This window comes from Micromonospora sp. DH13, assembly GCF_020873825.1.
Classification (GTDB): Bacteria; Actinomycetota; Actinomycetes; order Mycobacteriales; family Micromonosporaceae; genus Micromonospora; species Micromonospora haikouensis.
In genome coordinates this window covers 1-20,293 of record NZ_JAHWGR010000006.1, presented here as the reverse complement: position 1 = coordinate 20,293, position 20,293 = coordinate 1, and the positions used below count along the sequence as shown (strand labels likewise).

Annotated in this window: 21 protein-coding genes; 16 read left to right on the top strand and 5 right to left on the bottom strand. The window is 74.9% G+C overall.

Annotation, left to right across the window (positions count from 1 at the left end):
- The first annotated feature begins 66 nt into the window (after positions 1–66).
- Positions 67–1,059 (top strand): ATP-binding cassette domain-containing protein, encoded by a 993-nt coding sequence (locus LPA42_RS07735; RefSeq protein WP_077936539.1) that lies wholly within the window; start codon positions 67–69, stop codon positions 1,057–1,059.
- The gene (locus LPA42_RS07730) at positions 1,056–1,865 is read left to right on the top strand and encodes an ABC transporter permease (RefSeq protein ID WP_077936540.1); all 810 of its coding nucleotides are present in this window, start codon (positions 1,056–1,058) and stop codon (positions 1,863–1,865) included. Before LPA42_RS07735 ends, LPA42_RS07730 begins: the two co-directional genes overlap by 4 nt.
- 20 nt (positions 1,866–1,885) lie before the next feature.
- Here LPA42_RS07730 and LPA42_RS07725 read toward each other — a convergent pair whose 3' ends face one another.
- The 3 genes from LPA42_RS07725 to LPA42_RS07715 are packed head-to-tail and all read right to left on the bottom strand — an operon-like array spanning position 1,886 to position 3,024.
- Positions 1,886–2,290 (bottom strand): PLD nuclease N-terminal domain-containing protein, encoded by a 405-nt coding sequence (locus tag LPA42_RS07725; RefSeq protein ID WP_077936541.1) that lies wholly within the window; start codon positions 2,288–2,290, stop codon positions 1,886–1,888.
- Between the two features lie 27 nt (positions 2,291–2,317).
- Positions 2,318–2,635, bottom strand: a complete 318-nt coding sequence (locus LPA42_RS07720; RefSeq protein WP_077936542.1) for a DUF202 domain-containing protein — start codon at positions 2,633–2,635, stop codon at positions 2,318–2,320.
- Complete coding sequence (locus LPA42_RS07715; RefSeq protein ID WP_043962230.1) at positions 2,632–3,024, bottom strand: YidH family protein; 393 nt, start codon at positions 3,022–3,024, stop codon at positions 2,632–2,634. Before LPA42_RS07715 ends, LPA42_RS07720 begins: the two co-directional genes overlap by 4 nt.
- 41 nt (positions 3,025–3,065) lie before the next feature.
- Here LPA42_RS07715 and LPA42_RS07710 point away from each other — a divergent pair, with 41 nt between their 5' ends.
- From LPA42_RS07710 to LPA42_RS07695, 4 genes are all read left to right on the top strand, one after another.
- Positions 3,066–3,863 (top strand): GNAT family N-acetyltransferase, encoded by a 798-nt coding sequence (locus LPA42_RS07710; RefSeq protein WP_077936543.1) that lies wholly within the window; start codon positions 3,066–3,068, stop codon positions 3,861–3,863.
- Positions 3,860–4,273, top strand: a complete 414-nt coding sequence (locus tag LPA42_RS07705) for a hypothetical protein (protein WP_198956474.1) — start codon at positions 3,860–3,862, stop codon at positions 4,271–4,273. Before LPA42_RS07710 ends, LPA42_RS07705 begins: the two co-directional genes overlap by 4 nt.
- A gap of 212 nt (positions 4,274–4,485) precedes the next feature.
- Positions 4,486–5,265 carry an electron transfer flavoprotein subunit beta/FixA family protein gene (locus LPA42_RS07700; protein WP_077936545.1) on the top strand — a complete coding sequence of 260 codons (780 nt, stop codon included), beginning with the start codon at positions 4,486–4,488 and terminating at the stop codon, positions 5,263–5,265.
- 12 nt (positions 5,266–5,277) lie between these two features.
- Positions 5,278–6,237, top strand: coding sequence for an electron transfer flavoprotein subunit alpha/FixB family protein (locus LPA42_RS07695; protein ID WP_077936553.1), 960 nt, complete (start codon positions 5,278–5,280; stop codon positions 6,235–6,237).
- 125 nt (positions 6,238–6,362) lie between these two features.
- On the opposite strand, the gene LPA42_RS07690 is transcribed toward LPA42_RS07695, so the two are convergent.
- Positions 6,363–7,142, bottom strand: coding sequence for an anti-sigma factor (locus LPA42_RS07690; RefSeq protein ID WP_077936546.1), 780 nt, complete (start codon positions 7,140–7,142; stop codon positions 6,363–6,365).
- Positions 7,096–7,701, bottom strand: coding sequence for an RNA polymerase sigma factor (locus LPA42_RS07685; RefSeq protein WP_043962235.1), 606 nt, complete (start codon positions 7,699–7,701; stop codon positions 7,096–7,098). The genes LPA42_RS07690 and LPA42_RS07685 overlap by 47 nt, the downstream gene beginning before the upstream one ends.
- A gap of 239 nt (positions 7,702–7,940) precedes the next feature.
- Between LPA42_RS07685 and LPA42_RS07680 the strand changes: the two genes are divergently transcribed.
- The 10 genes from LPA42_RS07680 to gatC form a co-directional block, all read left to right on the top strand.
- Positions 7,941–8,774, top strand: coding sequence for a DUF4397 domain-containing protein (locus tag LPA42_RS07680; protein ID WP_077936547.1), 834 nt, complete (start codon positions 7,941–7,943; stop codon positions 8,772–8,774).
- On the top strand, positions 8,771–9,436 hold the full coding sequence (locus tag LPA42_RS07675; protein WP_077936548.1) for a class F sortase: 666 nt from the start codon (positions 8,771–8,773) through the stop codon (positions 9,434–9,436). Before LPA42_RS07680 ends, LPA42_RS07675 begins: the two co-directional genes overlap by 4 nt.
- An 89-nt stretch (positions 9,437–9,525) precedes the next feature.
- Positions 9,526–10,701, top strand: coding sequence for a cysteine desulfurase family protein (locus LPA42_RS07670; RefSeq protein ID WP_077936549.1), 1,176 nt, complete (start codon positions 9,526–9,528; stop codon positions 10,699–10,701).
- Positions 10,702–10,757: 56 nt separating this feature from the next.
- Positions 10,758–11,831, top strand: a complete 1,074-nt coding sequence (mnmA, locus tag LPA42_RS07665; protein ID WP_077936550.1) for a tRNA 2-thiouridine(34) synthase MnmA — start codon at positions 10,758–10,760, stop codon at positions 11,829–11,831.
- A gap of 94 nt (positions 11,832–11,925) precedes the next feature.
- The gene (locus LPA42_RS07660; protein WP_077936554.1) at positions 11,926–12,930 is read left to right on the top strand and encodes a methionine synthase; all 1,005 of its coding nucleotides are present in this window, start codon (positions 11,926–11,928) and stop codon (positions 12,928–12,930) included.
- 36 nt (positions 12,931–12,966) lie between these two features.
- Positions 12,967–13,335: a VOC family protein gene (locus LPA42_RS07655; RefSeq protein WP_176734049.1), complete on the top strand. Its 369-nt coding sequence runs from the start codon at positions 12,967–12,969 to the stop codon at positions 13,333–13,335.
- Between the two features lie 59 nt (positions 13,336–13,394).
- The gene (locus LPA42_RS07650) at positions 13,395–14,408 is read left to right on the top strand and encodes an ADP-ribosylglycohydrolase family protein (protein WP_077936552.1); all 1,014 of its coding nucleotides are present in this window, start codon (positions 13,395–13,397) and stop codon (positions 14,406–14,408) included.
- Between the two features lie 810 nt (positions 14,409–15,218).
- Entirely contained in the window at positions 15,219–17,354 is a 2,136-nt protein-coding gene (gene ligA / locus LPA42_RS07645) for an NAD-dependent DNA ligase LigA (protein ID WP_077936558.1), read from the top strand.
- A gap of 180 nt (positions 17,355–17,534) precedes the next feature.
- The gene (locus tag LPA42_RS07640; RefSeq protein ID WP_077936555.1) at positions 17,535–19,946 is read left to right on the top strand and encodes a bifunctional diguanylate cyclase/phosphodiesterase; all 2,412 of its coding nucleotides are present in this window, start codon (positions 17,535–17,537) and stop codon (positions 19,944–19,946) included.
- 148 nt (positions 19,947–20,094) lie between these two features.
- On the top strand, positions 20,095–20,293 hold a 199-nt coding region (gene gatC, locus LPA42_RS07635; protein ID WP_228986446.1), incomplete at its 3' end, for an Asp-tRNA(Asn)/Glu-tRNA(Gln) amidotransferase subunit GatC.

Sequence of the window (20,293 nt, the reverse complement as noted above, 5' to 3'; positions counted from 1 at the left end):
GGCTCGGCAGTTTGTCAGTGCCGTCGGCCAGTTGGCGTGACACATGCACAGACGACGGGAGTTTCCATGACGTACGCGATCCGGGCAGAGGGCCTGGTGCGACGCTTCGGCGCCACCACGGCCCTCGCCGGAGTCGACCTCGCGGTCCCCAGCGGGACCGTGTACGGGTTGCTCGGGCCCAACGGGGCCGGGAAGACCACCACCGTGCGGGTGCTCGCCACCCTGCTCGCCGCCGACTCCGGCCACGCCACCGTCGGCGGGTACGACGTGCGCCGCGACGCCCACCGGGTGCGCCAGCTCATCGGCCTCACCGGCCAGTACGCCTCGGTCGACGAGGCGCTCACCGGCACGGAGAACCTGCTGCTCATCGGCCGGTTGCTCGGCCTCTCCCGGGCCGACGCCCGGGCCCGGGCCCGGGAGCTGCTCGCCCGGTTCCAGCTCGCCGACGCCGCCGACCGGGCGGCGAAGACCTACTCCGGCGGCATGCGCCGCCGCCTCGACCTGGCCGCCAGCCTGGTCGGCCGCCCGCAGGTGCTGTTCCTCGACGAGCCGACCACCGGGCTCGACCCGCGCAGCCGCAACGACCTGTGGGACACCGTGCGCGGCCTGGTCACCGACGGGGTGACCGTGCTGCTGACCACGCAGTACCTGGAGGAGGCCGACCAGCTGGCCAGCGAGATCGCCGTGGTCGACCACGGGCGGGTGATCGCCCAGGGCACCCCGGAGGAGCTGAAGGCCAAGACCGGCGGCCAGGTCCTCGCGATCCGACCGGCGGACCCGGCCGACCTGGCGACCGTGGTGGCCATCGCGGGGGAGGCCGCCGCCGCCAGTCCCGAGGTGGCCCAGAGCACCGTGACCGTCGCGGTCAACGGCCCCGGGGTGCTGCCCGCCGTGGTCCGCCGCCTCGACGACGCCGAGATCCCTGTGGCCGAGCTGGCCCTGCGGGGCGCCAGCCTCGACGAGGTCTTCCTGCACCTCACCGGCCACCGTGCCGAGCCCGACGCGCCGACCGGCGACGACACCCCGTCCGGGGCCGACCTGGAGAGGACCCCGGCATGACCGCCGCCACCGTCACCGCCCCGCTCGCCCCGGCCCGCCGCCTCGGCGTGGGCGCCGGGGTGCGGCACACCCTCACCCTGGCCTGGCGCAGCCTGGTGCAGATCAAGCACAACCCGATGGAGCTGCTCGACCTCAGCATCCAGCCGGTGATGTTCGTGCTGCTGTTCACGTACGTCTTCGGCACGGCGATCTCCGGCTCGCCGGGGGAGTACCTCACGTTCGCCCTGCCCGGCATCATCGTGCAGAACGCCCTGTTCGCCACGATGACCACCGGCTTCGGGCTCAACAACGACCTCACCAAGGGGGTGTTCGACCGGCTGCGCGCCCTGCCGATCGCCCGCTGGGCCCCGCTGGCCGGGCGGATCCTCGCCGACACCGTGAAGCAGGCGTGGTCGGTGTCGCTGCTGATCGGCGTCGGGGCGATCCTCGGCTTCCGGCTCGGCAACGGGGTGCTCGGGCTGCTCGGCGCGTTCGCCCTGCTGCTCGCGTTCTCGCTGGCCGCGGCGTGGATCTCGGTGCTGGTCGGGGTGCTGGTCAGCGAGCCCGACAAGGTGCAGATCTTCGGGTTCACGGTGATCTTCCCGCTCACCTTCACCAGCAACGTCTTCGTCCCCACCGACCGGATGCCGGGCTGGCTCCAGCACTGGGTCGAGGTCAACCCGGTGACGATCCTGGCCGACGCCCTGCGCGGCCTGCTGGTGGGCGGCCCGGTGGTCGGTCCGGCGATCCAGGCGATGATCTGGGCCGTCGCGCTCGCCGCCGTCTTCGCGCCGCTGGCGGTCCGGGCGCTGCGGCGTCGCGTCTGACGCCTGCGGGGGCGGCCCGGTCACACCTCGGGGCGGTTCTCCTCCCGGGGCGGGTCGCCCTCGCGGTGACGCAGGTCGTCCTCGCGCCGGCGGAGGTCCTCCTCCCAGCGGCGGAACAGCTCGGCGTCCTGCCGCCGGGTGCGTTCGGCCAGGGAGTCGAGGAACTCCGGGTCGTCGTCCGGGGCGAGCGGCCGGCGCGGGCCGCCGGGGGCCGACCGGGGCGCGCCCGGCCCTGCGGCGGGGCGCTGCCGGCCGGCGAGGAACCAGGCGATCGAGCCGACCAGCGGGAAGAACAGGATGATCAGCACCCAGGCGATCCGGGGCAGCCCGCGGATCGCCCCCTCCTCGGCGGAGAGGCAGCTGATCAGCGCCAGCACCGCGAGCGCGATCTGGACCAGGAAGAGCAGGACGTACAGGCGGGCCATCTCCCCATCATGGCGCACCCGCGCCCGTCACCCCAGTCCGCGCAGGACCAGCAGCACGCCCAGCGTGGCCTGCCACGCGGCGGCGAGGGCCAGCGCCGGCATGGTGCGGGAGGTGGCGCGCACCGGGCCCGACCCGACGGCCCGGCCCCAGCACAGGGCGAGGGCCGCCGCCCAGCCGGCGACCGCCGCGCCGGCCAGCACCGCCCCGGCGGCGTCCCCGGTGAGCGCCAGCCGGACGGTCAGCACGGTGACGGCGGTGAGCGCGAGCAGGCTGCGCCGCCAGGCCAGGCGGGTGCGTTCGGGTTGCAGCCCCGGGTCGCCGGCCGGGCCCGGCCCGACCGTCACCGGCCGCCGATCGCGCGGGCCAGCACCGCGATGACCAGCAGCACCGCGCCCAGCCCCACGGCGAGGGCGAGCACGGCGGGGAAGCGGGACGCCGGCAGTTCCTCGCCGAGCCGGATGGCGCGTTCGGTGCGGGCCCAGTGGTCCACGGCCCGCACGGCGACGGTGCCGCCGAGCAGCAGCAGCGCGACGGCGATCGCCTCGCGCAGGTGCGCCAGCGGCAGCGGCGGGAGGAACTGGGCGGCGGCCAGCCCGCCGGCCACCAGGGCCAGCCCGGTGCGCAGCCAGGCCAGGAACGTCCGCTCGTTGGCCAGGGAGAAACGGTAGTCGGGCGTGCTGCCCACCGACCGCAGCTCCCGCGGGTCGAACCACCGCCGTACCGTCTCCCACACGCAGCCGATTATCCGCTTTGTCCAGGGCATAGGTTGGACGGGTGACTGATCTTGATGCGACGACGCTGCGCGAGGCGTACGACAACCAGCTCAAGGCGTGGGCCCCGGACCCGCTGCCGGAGGGCGTGACGGTGGAGCGGGACGGGCCGTTGGTGCGCATCCTCGGCCTGGACCACGGGGGCTTTCTGACGTACCGCGACCTGGGTGGCCTGACCGGGGCGGCGCTGGACGCGCTGATCGTCCGCCAGGTGGAGTTCTTCCGCGCCCGGGGCGAGTCGGTGGAGTGGAAGCTGCACGGCCACGACGAGCCCGCCGACCTGCCGGACCGGCTGCGGGCCGCCGGCTTCGTGCCCGAGGAGCGGGAGACCGTCGTGATCGGCCCGGTCGCGCCGCTGGCGGCCACGCTCCCGGTGACCCCCGAGGGGGTACGCCTGCGCGAGGTCACCGCCCGCGCCGACCTGGACCGGATCATGGTCATGGAGGAGGAGGTCTGGGGCGTGTCCCGGGATCACTTCGCCGACGGGCTGGAGAAGGAGATCGCCGCCGACCCGCAGTCGATCACGGTGGTGGTCGCCGAGGCGGGGGAGACCGTGGTCAGCGCCGGCTGGGTGCGCTACGTGGCGGGCACCGGCTTCGCGACGCTGTGGGGCGGCTCGACGCTCGCGCAGTGGCGGCGCCGGGGCATCTACCGGGCGCTGGTCGGCTACCGGGCGCGGCTGGCCGCCCAGCGGGGCCGGACCCTGCTGCAGGTGGACGCCTCCGAGGACAGTCGGCCGATCCTGCAGCGGTTGGGTCTCGTCCCGGTCACTACGACCACGCCCTACATCTACACTCCGTGACCATGGGCCAGCCGCTGACGGACGAGGAACGACTCACCCTGAAGACGGGCGCGTTCGGCGCGGTCTTCCTGGTGTCGAACGCCGACCCGGGCATGTTCGCGATGCTGCGGGAGAGCTTCGCCGCGTCGGGGGCGATGGCGGGGGCGAGCGGCCCGGTGAAGGAGGCGCTGACGACCGGCCCGCTGCCGAGGCTGCCCCGGGACTCGGCCCTGGAGGTCGAGGCGGTGGTGCTGCCGGCGCTGGGCCGGGCGGTGGAGATCCTGCGCGCGAAGTCGCCGGGGGACGTGGCGGCGTACCGGTCGCTGGTGCTGGCCGCCGCCGACCGGGTGGCGCGGGCGCACCGGGGGGTGACGCCGGCCGAGGCCGAGGTGATCGACCGGATCCGGGGCGCGCTGGCCGAGCCGGCCTGAGTCCGCGCGTGTCCGGTGCGCCCCGGAGTCGGGGCGCGCGGTGAGCTGTGTCACCCTGAGGCCCCCGGGAGCCGATGCTACTTGTGGGTAACATTGGCGCGTGGGCAAGTGCACAGCAGCCCGTGGTTGACCGATCGTTAAGTTTCGCGGGAGGCTGCGCCCGTGACCTGGCGAGGGATCGCCACACCAACAGGAGGGGTCGTCGAAGCGCGATGAACATCGTCGTACTCGTCAAGCAGGTGCCCGATTCGGGCGCGGACCGCAACCTGCGTCCTGACGACAACACCGTCGACCGCGGTTCGGCGAGCAACGTCATCAACGAGATGGACGAGTACGCCATCGAGGAGGCGTTGAAGATCAAGGAGGCGCACGGGGGCGAGGTGACGATCCTGACCATGGGTCCGGACCGGGCGACCGAGTCGATCCGCAAGGCGCTGTCGATGGGGCCGGACGCCGCCGTGCACGTCGTCGACGACGCCCTGCACGGGTCCTGCGCCGTGGCCACCTCGAAGGTGCTCGCCGCCGCCCTCGGTCAACTCAACGCCGACCTGGTGATCTGCGGCGCCGAGTCGACCGACGGCCGGGTCCAGGTCATGCCGCACATGATCGCCGAGCGCCTGGGTGTGGCCGCGCTGACCGGCGCGCGCAAGCTCACCGTCGACGGCTCCACCCTGACCGTGGAGCGGCAGACGGAGGAGGGCTACGAGGTGGTCACCGCCTCGACCCCGGCCGTCGTCTCCGTGTGGGACACCATCAACGAGCCGCGCTACCCGTCCTTCAAGGGCATCATGGCCGCCAAGAAGAAGCCGGTGCGCACTTTGTCCCTGGCCGACCTCGGCGTCGCCCCGGCCGAGGTGGGCTTCGACGGCGCGACCAGCACCGTGCTGGAGCACAGCAAGCGCCCGCCGCGCTCCGGCGGCGCGAAGGTCACCGACGAGGGCTCCGGCGGCGCGCAGCTGGTCGAGTTCCTCGCCACCGAGAAGTTCGTGTGAGGGGTGCAGGTCATGTCTGAGGTTCTCGTCGTCGTCGAAGCCACCCGCGAGTTCGGCGTCAAGAAGGTCACCCTTGAGATGCTCACCCTCGCCCGCGAGCTCGGCACGCCCAGCGCGGTCGTGCTCGGCGGCCCCGGCGCGGCCGAGGCGCTGAGCGCGAAGCTGGGCGAGTACGGCGCGGAGAAGATCTACGCCGCCGAGAGCGAGGAGATCGACGGCTACCTGGTGGCCCCGAAGGCCACCGTGCTGGCCGACCTCGTCAAGCGGGTGCAGCCGGCCGCCGTGCTGCTCGCCTCCGCCCAGGAGGGCAAGGAGATCGCCGCCCGGTTGGCCGTCAAGCTGGACAACGGCATCCTGACCGACGTGGTCGCCCTCGCCGCCGACGGCACCGCCACGCAGGTCGCGTTCGCCGGCTCGACCATCGTCACGTCGAAGGTCACCAAGGGCCTGCCGCTGGTCACCGTGCGGCCGAACTCGCTCACCCCGGCCCCGGCCCCCGCCACCCCCGCCGTCGAGCAGCTCACCGTGACCGTGGGTGAGGCGGACAAGCTGGCCAAGGTCGTCGACCGGGTCGCCGAGCAGAAGGGCTCCCGCCCCGAGCTCACCGAGGCGTCCGTGGTCGTCTCCGGCGGCCGAGGCGTCGGCAACGCCGACAACTTCAAGCTGGTCGAGGAGCTGGCCGACCTGCTCGGCGGGGCCGTCGGCGCGTCCCGCGCGGCCGTCGACTCCGGCTTCTACCCGCACCAGTTCCAGGTGGGCCAGACGGGCAAGACGGTCTCCCCGCAGCTCTACGTGGCGTTGGGCATCTCCGGCGCGATCCAGCACCGGGCCGGCATGCAGACCTCGAAGACCATCGTCGCGGTGAACAAGGACGGCGAGGCCCCGATCTTCGAGCTGGCCGACTTCGGTGTGGTGGGCGACCTGTTCAAGGTCGTGCCGCAGGCCGCCGAGGAGATCCGCAAGCGCAAGTGAGCCACCCCCCGGGGGACCCGGGGCGAAACGCCGAAGGGGGCCACCCGATCCCGGGTGGCCCCCTTCGACCGTGCCTGTCGACGGGGAGCTGATCGGCGGGCCGGGGAGCTGATCCGGCCCGCCGATCAGCCCGTCAGGGTGCCCCTCAGCAGGCTGTCGCCGGAGTGGGCGGGCTTGTTGTCGTACTGCTCGGCGGAGACGTCCACCACCGAGTAGGTCCGGAGGTCGACGTTCGGCGGCAACGGTAGCAGCGCGTCCCCCGTGCCGGAGTTCAGCACGCCGACCGAGAACATCCGCATGGTGGCCGGGTCGATGAGCCAGACCTCGTAGTACCCCGGTACCGCCGGGAGATTCGCCACATGCAGGTGCAGTTGGTTGTCGGTGAACACCCGGGCGTCCCCGTTGGCGTCGCGCGGCGTCGTCCCGTACGCGGTCAGGGCCCCGCTGGCCAGCACCACGCGCTCCGGTGGCCGGGGCTCGTCGGCGGAGCCCGACAGCACGGCGAAGGTGCCCACCACGCCGACCGCGGCGGCGGCCGCCGCCGTCACCGCCGTGACCGCCCAGCGGGGCAACCGGCGACGCCGCCCACCGGCCCCGCCGGGCTGCGCCGCGCCGTTCTCCGGCCGCGCGTCGGTCTCCGGCGGCCCGGCGGCGCGGCGGTCGCCGAGCGACGGCAGCGCCTCGGCCGCCGCGACCTCCGCGACGATCCCCTGCCACACGTGCTCGGGCGGGTCGGGCAGGTCGCCCAGCCCCTGGGTGCCGGCACCGAGGCCGGCGACGTGCCGCAGGCCGTCCACCTCGGCCCGGCAGTGCGCGCAGGCGTCGAGGTGGCGGGCCTCACCGTCGTCCGCCTCGCTCTCACCGAGCGCCAGGAAGACCAGCCGGTCGTGGTCCAGGTGCTGCACCGTCCACCTCCCATCTGCGTTTCAGGCTCGCCATACCTCGCCGGATGTGACTCTTGACCGTCCCCAGCGGCACGCCGGTCACCGTCGCGATCTGCTGGTGGGTCAGGTCGTCGTAGAACGCCAACTCCAGCATCCGGCGCTGGTCGTCGGGGAGCCGGGCCAGCTCGTCGGCCACCACCAGCCGGTCGACGACCGTGTCCGGGTCCGGGCCGGTCGGGGCCGGATCGGGCAGTTGCCGCACCGTCTCCACCACGCGGTTCTCCCGTGCGGAGGCGCGCAGCCGGTCGACGACCTTGCGCCGGCCGATGCCGAGCAGCCAGCCGATCAGCGACCCCCGGGACGGATCGAAGGTGTCCCGCCCCAGCCAGGCCGCGACGAAGGTCGCCTGGGTCACGTCCTCCGCGTCGCTGCGGTTGGCCAGCGTGCTGGTGGCCAGGTGCAGCACCGCCCGGCCGTACCGGTCGTACGCCTGGCGCAGGGCGGCCTCGTCGCCCGCGCGGAACCGCTCGGCGAGGTCGTCCTGGGGTGGTGGCTCGGGTTCCTGTTGCACCGCTGTCACCGGGCGGTTCGCCTTCCGTGGAGCATGCCCGACTGTAACCCCCGCCGTCATCGCCCCACCTTCGCGCCTCGTGCGTCCGCACCTGTCTCACCTGCTCTTCGCCGCCGAGGGCCCCCGTGGATGCGCCCGCCGGAAAGAAAAAGAAGTCGTCGGAGGGCGCATCCGGGGCGGCGGGAGCCGGCGTAACCCGTTCTGCAAGCCAGGCCTGACGAACCAGCACGAACCACCAGGAGGCAGACATGCAGCTCTCGTACTTCCGTCGGGTCGCCGCGGGCGGCGCGGTCGCCGCGCTGACCTTCGCCGGTGCCGGCGCCCTCACCGCCACGCCGGCCTACGCCGCCACCAGCAAGGTCTCCGTCGTGCACGGCATCCCCGACACCCCCGTCGACGTGTACGTCAACGGCAAGAAGACCCTCGACAACTTCAAGCCCGGCGACGTGGCCGGCCCGCTCGACCTGGAGCAGGGCGCGTACGACATCGCCCTGACCAAGCCCGGCGAGGCGCTCGACAAGGCGATCCTCACCGTCGACGACGCCGAGGTGCCGGGCGGGGCGAACATCAGCCTCGCCGCGCACCTCGACGAGGCCGGCAAGCCCAGGATCACGCCGTTCGCCAACGACACCGCCAAGGTCGACGCCGGCAAGGCCCGGCTGATCGTCCGGCACACCGCCGCCGCCCCGGCCGTGGACGTGCGGGCCGGCGGAAAGCCCGTCTTCGAGGACCTGACCAACCCGAACGAGGCGAAGGCCGACGTCGACGCCGGCACCGTCTCCGCCGACGTGGTGCTCGCCGGCACCGACACCGTGGCGATCGGTCCCGCCGACCTGGACCTGAAGGAGGGCACCGCCACCATCGTCTACGCGATCGGCTCGGCCGAGGCCAAGAACCTCGACCTGGTCGCGCAGACCATCACCGGCCTGCACTCCGCCCCGGGCGGCGTGCCCAGCGGCACCGGCGGCCAGGCCGGCACCGGCGTGCAGACCTGGTGGTACGTGCTGGCCGGCGCCGGCGTCCTGCTGCTGGTCGGCGGCGGCGTCCGGGTGGCCGCCACGGCCCGGACGTCCCGCCGGTGACGGTGCGCAACCGCGGCGCGCTGGCGGCGATGGCCGCCGGCGCTGCCGCGCTCACCGTCGCCGCCGTGGTCGCCTGCGGCTCGCAGCCCGCCGAGGACGTCGGCGCGGACGACGCGGCGGCCCTGGCCGTGGCCACCGGATCGCCGGCCGCGAGCGCCCCCGGTGGCCCGTCGGTGCCGGTCACGGCCGGCGAGCTGCCCGCCGGCGACGCGACCGTGCCGCCGGTGCGGCTGCGCATCCCGGCGATCGACGTCACCGCCCGCGTCGACCCGGTCGGGGTCAACCCGCGCACCGACGAGTTCGAGGTCCCGCCCAGCGTGGACCGGATCGGCTGGTACCGGTACGGCCCCGGCCTGTCCGCCGACGCCGGGTCGGTGGTGATCGCCGGCCACGTGGACAGCGCCGAACAGGGCAGGGGGGCGTTCTTCCGGCTGCGGGAGCTGGACCGGGGCGACACCGTCACCGCCACCGGCGGCGACGGGACGACGCGCGAGTACCGGGTCGTCGCCCGCGAGGAGTACGCCAAGACGAAGATCCCGCTGGACCGGTACTTCGCCCGCGACGGCAGCCCCCGGCTCACGCTGATCACCTGCGGCGGCCCGTTCGACCCGCAGACCCGCCGATACCGGGACAACATCGTCGTCACCGCCGTCCCGGTGTGAGCGGTCGCGCCCCGGGGTCCTGGCGCCCCGGGGCGCGGGTGACCTCCGGAGTCGGGCCGGCGCGAGGCCGGTCAGTAGGCTGAGCGGCGATGGCATACCTGGATCACGCGGCGACGACTCCGATGCTCGACGAGGCACTGGAGGCGTACGTGGCCGCCGCTCGCGAGGTCGGCAACGCGTCGTCACTGCACGCGGCGGGCCGGCGCGCCCGCCGCCGGGTGGAGGAGTCCCGCGAGCGGGTGGCCGCCGCGCTGGGCGCCCGCCCCTCCGAGGTGATCTTCACCGGCGGCGGGACGGAGAGCGACAACCTGGCGGTCAAGGGCATCTTCTGGGCCCGCCGGGCCGCCTCCCCGGCCCGCCGCCGGGTGGTCTCCAGCGCCGTCGAGCACCACGCCGTCCTCGACACGGTCGACTGGCTGGCCGAACGCGAGGGCGCCGAGGTGGGCTGGCTGCCGGTGGACGCCGCCGGCCGGCTCGACCCGGAGGCGCTGCGCGCCGAGCTGGCCGACCACGGCGACGCCGTCGCCGTGGTCACCGCGATGTGGGCCAACAACGAGGTCGGCACCCTGCAGCCGGTGGCCGCGCTGGCCGCCGTCGCCGCCGAGCACGGGGTGCCGTTCCACACCGACGCGATCCAGGCGGTCGGCCAGGTGCCCGTCGACTTCGCCGCCAGCGGCGTCTCCGCGCTGACGGTCACCGGGCACAAGCTCGGCGGCCCGGCGGGGGTGGGCGCGCTGCTGCTCGCCCGCGACGTCGCGGCCACCCCGCTGCTGCACGGCGGCGGCCAGGAACGCGACGTGCGCTCCGGCACCCTCGACACCGCCGGCATCGTCGCCTTCGCGGTCGCCGTCGAGGCGGCGGTGAAGGGCCAGCAGGAGTACGCGGCCCGCGTCGCCGCCCTCCGCGACGACCTCGTGCGGCGGGTCCGGCACGCCGTGCCCGAGGTCGTCTTCAACGGCGACCCCGACGACCGGCTGCCCGGCAACGCGCACTTCTCCTTTCCCGGCTGCGAGGGCGACGCGCTGCTGCTGCTGCTCGACGCCCAGGGCATCGCCTGCTCCACGGGCTCGGCCTGCTCGGCCGGGGTGGCCCAGCCCTCCCACGTGCTGATCGCGATGGGCGCCGACGACGACCGGGCCCGCTCCTCGCTGCGCTTCAGCCTCGGCCACACCAGCGGCCAGGCCGACGTCGACGCGCTCGTGGCGGCCCTGCCGGCGGCGGTGGAGCGGGCCCGCCGCGCCGGCGCCCTGCGCGCGCCCCGCTGACCGCGCCCGCCGCGCGAAGCCCGGTACGCTCGGAGCGGGGAAGGGAGCGTGACGGGGTGAGGGTGTTGGCGGCCATGTCCGGCGGGGTCGACTCCGCCGTGGCGGCGGCGCGGGCCGTGGAGGCCGGGCACGACGTCACCGGCGTGCACCTGGCGCTGGCCCGCAACCCGCAGACGTACCGCACCGGGGCGCGCGGGTGCTGCACGCTGGAGGACTCGCGGGACGCCCGCCGCGCCGCCGACGTGCTCGGCATCCCGTTCTACGTGTGGGACATGGCCGACCGGTTCCACGCCGACGTGGTCGACGACTTCGTCGCCGAGTACGCGGCCGGCCGCACCCCGAACCCCTGCCTGCGCTGCAACGAGAAGATCAAGTTCGCGGCGGTGCTGGACCGGGCCGTGGCGCTGGGCTTCGACGCGGTGGTCACCGGCCACCACGCCCGGCTCGGCCCCGACGGGCTGCTGCGCCGCAGCGTCGACGCGGCCAAGGACCAGTCGTACGTGCTCGCGGTGCTGACCCGCGCCCAGCTCGACCGGTCGGTCTTCCCGCTCGGCGACTCGACCAAGGCCCAGGTCCGCGAGGAGGCGGCCCGGCGCGGCCTCGCCGTCGCCGACAAGCCCGACTCGCACGACATCTGCTTCATCGCCGACGGCGACACCCGGGGCTTCCTCGCCGGCCGGCTCGGCGAGGCGCCGGGCCAGGTGGTCGACGTGCTCACCGGCGCGGTCGTCGGCAGCCACACCGGCGCGTACGCGTACACGGTGGGGCAGCGCCGGGGCCTGCACCTGGACCGGCCCGCCCCCGACGGCCGCCCCCGCTACGTGCTCTCCATCACCCCGAAGACCAACACCGTCACGGTGGGGCCGGCCGAGGCGCTGGAGGTCTCCACGGTGCGCGCCGACCGTCCCGTGTGGACCGGCGGCGAGCGCCCCGACGGGCCGATCGAGTGCGAGGTGCAGCTGCGCGCCCACGGCGACGTGGTGCCCGCCACGGTCGAGCTGACCGGCGACACGCTGCGCGCCGAGCTGCGCCGCCCGGTGCGCGGGGTCGCCGCCGGCCAGGCCGTCGTCGCGTACCGGCCCGACCCGGCCGGCGACGTGGTGCTCGGCTCGGCCACCATCGCCGGCTGACGCGCCGCCCGGCTCGACCAGCGCCGCGTGCGCGGTGCCCGGCTGTGCGACACATCGCCGCGTGCCGCCGGCCGCCGACCGGTACCCTTCGCCCGTGACAGCTAGCGCGTGGCCCTGGCCCCTCGGCGCGGCGACCGGCATCGGTTCGTTGCCCGGCACCGACATCGCCGAGGCGCAGCGGATCGTCCTCGGGGAGCTGCCCGCCCTGCCCCACCTGCCCGAGCTGCCGGCGCGCGGCCCCGGGGCGGACCTGATCGGCCGCACCGGCGGCCTGCTGGTCGAGCTGCCCGTCGAGCTGTACGCGGCCCACTGGCGGGTCGCCCCCCGCCCGGGGCGGGAGCTGCGCCGGGCCCGGGACCTCATGGAACGCGACCTCGACCAGCTCGCCGAGCAGGCCGAGGAGTACGCCGGCCCGGTCAAGGTGCAGGCCGCCGGCCCGTACACCCTGGCCGCCGGCATCGACCTGCCGATCGGCGGCCGGATGCTGCGCGACCCCGGCGCGGTGCGGGACCTCACCGGTTCCCTCGCCGAGGGGCTGCGCGCCCACCTCGCGGCGGTCGCCCGCCGGCTGCCCCGGGCCTCGGTGCTGCTCCAGCTCGACGAGCCGTCCCTGCCGGCCGTGCTGGCCGGGCGGGTGCCCACCGAGAGCGGCTTCGGCACGTACCGGTCGGTGCCGCAGCCCGACGCGGCGGACCTGCTGCGCACGGTGGTCGAGGCCGTCGGCGTGCCGGTCGTGGTGCACTGCTGCGCGCCGGACGTCCCGCTGGAGCTGATCCGCTCGGCCGGCGCGGCCGGGGTCGCGCTCGACCTCGCCCTGGTGAAGGATCTGGACCCGCTCGGCGAGGCCATCGACGCCGGGCTCGGGCTGCTGGCCGGCGCCGCGCCGGCCACCCCGCCGCCCGGCGGTCGCGCGCCGACCTCCGCCCAGGTCGCCGATCGGGTACGCCAGCTCTGGGACCGCCTCGGCTTCCCGCGCCGCCGGCTGCCCGAGCAGGTGGTGGTCACCCCCGCCTGCGGCCTCGCCGGGGCCACGCCGCAGCACGTGCGGGCGGTGCTCGCGGCGTGCCGGGACGCGGGCCGGCGACTCGCCGAGGACTGAGGTTTCCTGTCGTACCCCGTGGGCAGGATGACGCACATGATCGGACAACTGCGCAGCACCGTGATCGACTGCCCCGATCCGCGTGCCCTCGCGGCGTTCTACGCCGAGCTGACGGGCCTGCCGCTGGCGGAGGGTGACTCCGACGGCGACGAGTGGGTGGTCCTCGGCGGCCCGGTGGGGCAGCACCCCCGGCTGGCCTTCCAGAAGGCCCCCGACCTGCGCCCGCCGACCTGGCCCGACCCGGAGCGGCCACAGCAGCTCCACCTCGACGTCACCGTCACCGACATCGAGGCGGCCGAGCGGGCGGTGCTGGCGCTGGGCGCGCGCCGGCTCGACGGCGAGGGGGAGGGGTTCCGGGTCTACGCCGACCCGGCCGGTCACCCGTTCTGCCTCTGCTGGGACTGACCCGGGACCGACCGGCCCGCCTGTGTCCCGTCGCATGGCGGGGATCGCCGGGGCGCGGCATGATCACACGGGTGATCGACTCCTCGCTCCGGCGGGCCTCCGGCTCGCTGCTCGGCCTGGCCTACGGTGACGCGCTGGGCCGCCCGACCGAGTTCCTGACCGTCGCCGAGATCCACCGCCGCTACGGCCCGGCCGGCCCCCGCGAGCTGGAGGGCGACCCGGCGCTGGTCACCGACGACACCCAGATGGCGCTCGCGGTGGCCTGGGCGCTGCACGACGCGCCCGCGTACACCCCGGCGGCAGTCGAGCCGCTGCTGCGGGAGCGCTTCGTGGCCTGGTCGGTCAGCCCCGACAACAACCGCGCGCCGGGCATGACCTGCCTGCGGGCCTGCGCCGAGCTGTCCCGGGGGGTGCGCTGGCAGGAGGCGACCGTGGCCGGCTCGAAGGGCTGCGGGGCCAACATGCGGGTCACCCCGGTCGGGCTGCTCGCCGTCGACCTGGACACCCTGGCCGGTCTCGCCCAGCTCCAGGCGGGCCTGACCCACGGCCACCCGACCGGGCTGGCCGCCAGCGAGCTGACGGCGTACGCGGTCCGCCTGCTGCGCGACGGCGCGGCGCTGGCCGAGCTGCCGGCGCTGCTCACCGACCGGGCCCGGGAGCAGCGCCGGGTCTACCGGTCGGATTGGCTCGGCGACCTGTGGCAGCGTCCCGGCGTCGACTCGCCGCAGGAGTTCATCGCCCGCGGCTGGGACGAGTGCCTGGGCGCACTGGGCCGCCTGACCACCACCCTGACCCGCCCCGACGACGGCGGCGACCCGTGCCGGCGTACCGGCGAGGGGTGGGTGGCCGAGGAGGCCCTGGCGACCGCGCTGCTCTGCGCGCTGTGGCACGCCGACGACCCGGTCGGCGCGCTGGCCCGCGGCGCGACCACCGCCGGCGACTCCGACTCCATCGCGGCCCTGGCCGGCGCGTTCGTCGGCGCGGCGCACGGCCTGCCGGCCTGGCCGACCGACTGGGCCACCCGCATCGAGTACGCCGACCAACTCGCCGCCCTCGCCGCCGCCCTCGACTGACTGCTCCCCGGCCGGCTGCCTTTCTCTTCGCCCCCGACTGCTCTCTCCCTCAGACTGCTCTCTTTCCCTGACTGCTCTCTTCCCCTGCCTCTCGCCCCCGAGCCGGCGGCGCGTCGAGGGCGGATGACTGCTGCCGGCACATAGGGAGCTGAGTCGAATACGACATCAGCGCCCTGAGAGGCAGCCCGACCACGGGCGGCGACATGCTCGGCGGTGCGCCAGCGGCCCGGCAGCGTTGCGGCGGTAGGGCGGTGGGGCGGTAGGGCGTTGTGGCGGTAAGGCGGTGGGGCAACGTGGCGGCCTGAACGCGCTGCTCGCGTTGTCCCGACCGATCCCCGTTGAGGCGGGTCGGGCGCAGGCTGGAGGCCGCAGGTCCACCCGCGCACGCGATGCCGACTCGTTGCCGGCCGGAGCGCATCGGACATCGTGCGGCGTTCCCCTGGGAGACGCAGCGACAGGGCAGGCTGTGTGCCGAAGCCAAGCGATGATCGTCTGCTGATCATGGAGACGGGCGTCGGCGTGTCGTCTCCATAATCAGCAGACGATCATGGCGGGGTGGGGATGGCCTGGTGGGGGCGGCCTGGGCGGTGGGTGGCTCGGCCGCGGGGCCTGGCGGCGGGTGGACCGGCGGCGGGTGGGCCGGTGGCGGGGTGATGTCGTTGGTGACTCAGCTCCCTAGGCGCCGCAACTGCCCATGTTCCCTCGCGTGACGTCGGCTGCTCCGCCCAGGCCGCGGATTGTCCCACCGTCCCGATACGGTGCGGGGGTAGCGTGAACAGGGAGGTCGACACGGTGTCCGAAGCCGGCAGCATGTCCGAGGAAGCCGTTCCACAGCAGGTGAGCCCGGCGCAGGAGGCGGCGGCGGGCCCCGAGCCGACCCCCGAGGCGCGGGAGCGGCACGCCACCCTCAGCCAGGAGCTGACCGAACACCAGTACCGCTACTACGTGCTGGACGCCCCCACCATCTCCGACGCCGACTTCGACCGGCAGCTGCGCGAGCTGGAGGCCCTGGAGGCCGAGTTCCCCGCCCTGCGCACCCCCGACTCGCCGACCCAGCGGGTCGGCGGCACCTTCTCCACCGACTTCACGCCGGTCACCCACGCCGAGCGGATGCTCTCGCTCGACAACGCGTTCGCCGACGAGGAGTTGGCGGCCTGGGCCGAGCGGGTGGAGCGGGACGCGGGCGGCCCGGTGCCCTACCTCTGCGAGCTCAAGGTCGACGGGCTGGCGATCAACCTCACCTACGAGAAGGGCCGGCTGGTGCGGGCCGCCACCCGGGGCGACGGGCGCACCGGCGAGGACGTCACGGCCAACGTCCGCAGCATCCGCGACGTGCCGGCGCGGCTGACGCCGTCCGACGACTTCCCCGACGTGCCCGAGTTCGTCGAGGTGCGCGGCGAGATCTACTTCCCGATCGCCGGCTTCGCCGACCTCAACGCGAGTCTCGTCGAGCAGGGCAAGGCGCCCTTCGCCAACCCGCGCAACGCCGCCGCGGGCAGCCTGCGGCAGAAGGACCCCCGGATCACGGCCTCCCGGCCGCTGCGGCTGGTGGTGCACGGCATCGGTGCCCGGCGCGGCTACACGCCGACGGCGCAGTCCGAGTCGTACGCGGCGCTGCGCTCGTGGGGGCTGCCCACCAGCGACCGCTGGCGGGTCGTGCCCGACCTGGCCGGCGTCGCCGAGTTCATCGCGTACTACGCCGAGCACCGGCACGACGTCGAGCACGAGATCGACGGGGTCGTGGTCAAGGTGGACCCGGTCTCCATCCAGGGCCGGCTCGGCTCGACCAGCCGGGCCCCGCGCTGGGCGATCGCCTTCAAATACCCGCCGGAGGAGGTCAACACCAAGCTCCTCGACATCGAGGTGGAGGTCGGGCGCACCGGCCGGGTGACCCCGCGAGCCCTGCTCGAGCCGGTCCTGGTGGCCGGTTCCACTGTCGCCTACGCCACTCTGCACAACGCCCGTGAGGTGGAGCGCAAGGGGGTGCTGATCGGCGACACGGTGGTGATCCGCAAGGCCGGCGACGTGATCCCCGAGGTGCTCGGCCCGGTGGTCGACCTGCGCCCCGCCGACGCCAAGCGGTTCGAGATGCCAGCGGACTGCCCTTCCTGCGGCACCGCCCTGCGCCCGGAGAAGGAGGCGGACGTCGACATCCGCTGCCCGAACAGCCGCAGCTGCCCCGCGCAGCTGCGCGAGCGGGTCTTCCACCTCGCGGGCCGGGGCGCGTTCGACATCGAGGTGCTCGGCTACAAGGGCGCGGCGGCGCTGCTCGACGCGCAGGTCATCACCGACGAGGGAGACCTGTTCGGGCTCGACGCCGAGCAGTTGGCCCGGTCGCCGTTCTTCGTCAACAAGGACGGCAGCCTCGGCAGCAACGCCGCCAAGCTCCTCGACAACCTCGCCGTAGCCCGGGAACGCGACCTGTGGCGGGTACTGGTCGGGCTCTCCATCCGGCACGTCGGCCCGACCGCCGCCCAGGCCCTCGCCCGGCACTTCCGGTCGATGGCGGCGATCCAGGCCGCCAGCGAGGAGGAGCTCTCCTCGGTCGACGGCGTCGGCCCGACGATCGCGGCCAGCATCGTCGAGTGGTTCACCGTCGACTGGCACCGCGAGGTGGTCCGCAAGTGGGCCGAGGCGGGCGTACGGATGGCGGAGGAGGCCGGCGACGAGGGGCCGCGCCCGCTGGAGGGGCTCACGGTCGTGGTGACCGGCACCCTGAGCGGGTTCTCCCGCGACCAGGCCGCCGAGGCGATCCAGGTGCGGGGTGGCAAGGTCACCGGCTCGGTCTCCAAGAAGACCGGCTTCGTGGTGGTGGGCGACAACCCGGGGTCCAAGGCCGACAAGGCGGCCACCCTGAAGGTGCCGGTGCTCGACGAGGACGGCTTCCGGGTGCTGCTCGACCGGGGCCCGGACGCGGCCCGGGAGGTGGCCCAGGTCGGCGAGTGACCCGAGCGGGCCCGCGGCGGGCGACCGCCGGGGCACCTTGACCGCACCTGGCCGCGTATACCAAGTTAGTTACGACTAGGACCGATTCGCGGCTGTCATCTCTGAAAAGCGGCACCCAGGGCGTTTCATGGTGGTCACGGCGGGCACAGGGCCCGCCGCGACCGCTGCCCGGGAGGTGCGATGGAGGCCGTCGATCCGCGAAACTCCGTCCCGCCGGGACGGGTGACGCCCTTCTTCGGTTTCGTCGCCGCCGTCGCCGCGCTGGCGGTGCTGCTCTCCGCCGGGCCGCTGGCCGCGCTGGCGGGCCGGCTCGCCGAGCTGCCGACGGCGTTCTGGACGATGGCGGCGCTCGCCGTCGTCTGCGACGCGCGGCCGTTCGTGCCGCCCGGGCGGCGGCAGTCGTCGGCGGTCTTCCCGTCCACCTGCTTCACCTTCGCCATCCTGCTCGGCTGGGGGCTGGGCCCCGCCGTCGCCGTGCAGACCGTGGCGGTGGTCGTCTCCGGCTGGCGGATGGGGCACGCCGCGTGGCGGTCCGGCTTCAACGCCGCCCAGTACGCCTGCGCCCTCGCCGCCGCCTCGGCGGTCACCGCCCTGGGGCCGGGGAGCATCTTCGCCGGCGGGCGGCTGCGCGCGGTCGACGTGCTGGCGGTGGGCGCGGCGACCGCCGTCTGGTTCGCGGTCAACTACGGCCTGGTCAGCACCGCCATCCGGCTGCGCTTCGCGGACCGCTGGTGGCCCGGCGTGCGGTCCGGCCTGGGGTACGAGCTGATCTCCACCGGGTCGCTGCTGCTGCTCGCCCCGGTGCTGGTGGCCGCCGCCCGGGCCAGCGCCGCGCTGATCCCGCTGGTGCTGGTGCCGCTGTTCGCGGTGTACCGGATGGCCCGGCTCGCCGCCGAGCAGGAGCACCTCGGAGCGCTCGACCCGCTCACCGGCCTGCCCAACCGCAAGGCGCTGCTGGCCGAGGTCGCCGAGCAGGTCCACCTGCACGCCGAGCGCTCCGCGCGCAACGAACCGGACGCCCACCTCGCGCTGCTGCTGATCGACCTGGACCGGTTCAAGAACGTCAACGACGCGCTCGGCCACGCCGTCGGCGACCGCCTGCTGATCGAGGTCAGCGCCCGGCTGGCCGGCGCGGTGGGGGAGCGGGACCTGCTCGCCCGCCTCGGCGGGGACGAGTTCGCCATCGTCAGCACCGGGCTCACCGGCGTGGACGCCGCCCGCGCCACGGCCGAGCGGCTGGTCGCCGCGCTCGCCGAGCCGGTGTCGCTGGACGGGCTGCCGCTGGACGTCGGCGGCTCCATCGGCATCGCCATGTATCCCGAACACGGCGAGGACTTCGCCACGCTGATGCGCCACGCCGACGTCGCCATGTACGACGCCAAGCACCGCAACGACACCATCGCCGTCTACGCCGCCGAGTCCGACCACAACTCGGCCGAGCGGTTGGGGCTCCTGGCCGACCTGCGGCGCGTACTCGAGGCGGGGCCGGTCGGGTCGGCGGAGCGCGACGCGCCGGTCGGTGCGCGCGGCGGCGACGGGGCCGCGCTGCCGGCGGCGCTGTCCGCGGCGGCGGGCGGGCCGGTCGACGCGGGACGGCCGGCACCCGCCGGGCCGGGCCGGTGGCGGGCCCGCCGGCACCGGCAACGCGTGGAGCCGGACCACCCCGACGACCTGATCAACCGGATCGTCACCGCCGCCGACCCGATCCGCCGGCGGGCCGCCGAGCCCGACGCCGGGCCCGACGCCGAGCCGGGCGGGGCGGACGCCGTGGTGCCGGCGCCGCAGGCCGGGCCGGCGCGCGGCGACGCCGACGGCGCCGGCCGGATCACGATGTATTACCAGCCGCAGGTCGCCATCGCCACCGGCGAGGTCGTGGGCGTCGAGGCGCTGCTGCGCTGGCGGCACCCGCGCCGGGGCATGGTCGATCCGGAGGAGCTGATCCGGGTCGCCGAGCAGAGCGCCGTGATGCGGCTGCTCACCCGCCGCGTCGTCGACGACGTGGTGGAGCAGCTCGCGAAGTGGTCGGCGGCCGGGATCACCCTGCGGGCCGCGCTCAACGTCAGCGTCCGGGACCTGCACACCGGCGAGATCGCCGACCAGATCGCCGACCGGCTGGCCCGCTACGGCGTGCGGCCCGACCGGCTGCAACTGGAGATCACCGAGGGCGCGCTGATGGCCGACCCCCGACGGGTGCTGGCGACCATCTCGCGGCTGCACGCCATCGGGGTGGCCATCGCGCTGGACGACTTCGGCACCGGCTACTCCAGCATGCAGCACCTGCGCCGGCTGCCGCTGTCGGAGGTCAAGGTGGACCGGTCGTTCGTGCTGGGGATGGCCGACGACGCCGACGACGCCGCGATCGTCCGGTCGATGATCGAGCTGGCCGGGGCGCTCGGGCTGCGGGTCGTCGCGGAGGGCGTGGAGGACGAGCGGACCTGGCGGCTGCTGCACGCCGCCGGCTGCGACGTGGCGCAGGGCTGGTTCTACGCCCGGCCCATGCCCGCCGGGGAGCTGACCGACTGGCTGGCCCGCTACCGGCCGCTGCGGCCGGCGGCCCGCGAGGCGGAGAGCCGGCCCCCGCAGGCCCGCTGACCCCGCCGCCGCGCCGGCCGCAGGGGGAGTCGGGGACGCCCGGCCGGTGCCGGGCAATAGACTCGCTGCGGTCACCGCGCGTCATCGTCGTTCCCGGCGCGCGGCAAGCCACCGCCAGATGCAGCAGGACAGCCAGAAGGGGGCACCGATGGCCGCCATCTCCCGCGAGGAGGTCGCGCACCTGGCGCGACTGTCGCGGCTCGCCGTCACGGAGGAGGAGCTGGACACCTTCGCCGGCCAGCTCGACACGATCCTCCAGGCGGTCGCCCAGGTCGGCGAGGTCGCCGCGGCGGACATCCCGCCGACGTCCCACTCCGTGCCGTTGACCAACGTGCTGCGCGAGGACG